The sequence below is a fragment of the Arthrobacter sp. Hiyo1 genome (assembly GCF_001263615.2).
GTDB lineage: Bacteria > Actinomycetota > Actinomycetes > Actinomycetales > Micrococcaceae > Arthrobacter.
Genome location: NZ_DF952473.1, coordinates 345,875 through 346,976 on the forward strand (window position 1 = coordinate 345,875; position 1,102 = coordinate 346,976).

Annotated in this window: 2 pseudogenes; both read right to left on the bottom strand. The window is 65.7% G+C overall.

The window, feature by feature from the left end:
* Positions 1-882, bottom strand: a pseudogene (locus tag AHiyo1_RS17045) (5-methyltetrahydropteroyltriglutamate--homocysteine S-methyltransferase); the annotation flags it as partial.
* Positions 883-948: 66 nt separating this feature from the next.
* A pseudogene (locus AHiyo1_RS27090) lies at positions 949-1,102 on the bottom strand (methylenetetrahydrofolate reductase); the annotation flags it as partial.

A 1,102-nucleotide genomic window follows, 5' to 3' on the forward strand; every position in this document is an offset into this window, starting at 1 on the left:
CCAGGGCTGCCGCGGACGGTACCGCGCCCTTGAAGACGTCGATGTGCAGGGCGTCGATGTTGGTGGCGGCAAGGGTACCGAGCTGGCCGTCGAGGGAGCCGTACGGGGTGGACACGAAGAGCTGGGGGCGCTCTGCGGCACCGGAGAGAACTTCGTAGGCACGGGCAACGGCAGCCTGGATTTCTTCGGCCGGGGTGTCCTGGTCGACGACGAGGGCGGGCTCGTCCAACTGGATCCAGCTGGCGCCGGCGGCGGCAAGCTTGCCGAGCAGCTCAACGTAGACCGGGAGGATGTCCTCGAGTCGGGACAGCGGGGCGAAGCCGCAGGAGCGTCGTCCGAAGCCTTGGAAAGCAGCAGGTAGGTCACCGGGCCCACGATGTACGGGCGGGTCTCGATGCCGTTGGCCAGGGCGAACTCGAATTCCTCCACGATGCGGTTGGAGGCGAGCTTGAAGTCGGTCTCCGGGCCGATTTCCGGCACGAGGTAGTGGTAGTTGGTGTCGAACCACTTGGTCATTTCCAGCGGCTGCTGTTCCTTGTTGCCGCGGGCCAAGGTGAAGTAGCCATCGATGTCGAGCTGGCCTTCGGCGTTGAGCAACTGGCCGAAACGGGCCGGGACGGCGCCCAAGTGAGCCGTCGCGTCGAGCACCTGGTCGTAGAAGGAGAAGGTGCCCGGAACGGCGGCGGCTTCGTTGAGGCCCAGTTCCTGGAGTCGCTTCGCTGTGGTCAGCTGGATGTCCTTGGCAGCGGCGTCAAGGGCAGCGGCGTCGATCTTGCCGGCCCAGTAGGCTTCAACAGCCTTCTTGAGTTCACGACGGCGGCCGATGCGCGGGTAGCCGAGGAGGGATGCGGCGGGGAACTGGGTGATGTTCTGTTCAGTCATGGGATTTCCTTGGGGCAGTAGGTGCAAATCGATGTGTCTAGGGGTGTGCGGAGCAGCGTTGGCTGATCAGCTGACGAGTTCTTGGCGGCGGGCGATGGCACTGAGCCTGCTGGCGGGCCTGGCCGGCCGGGGCAAGGCAAGCTTGTCCAGCACGTCCAGGGCGCAGGCGTGCTCGTTGAAGGTGTACAGGTGGATGCCCCGGAGCACCGGCCTGGAGGGC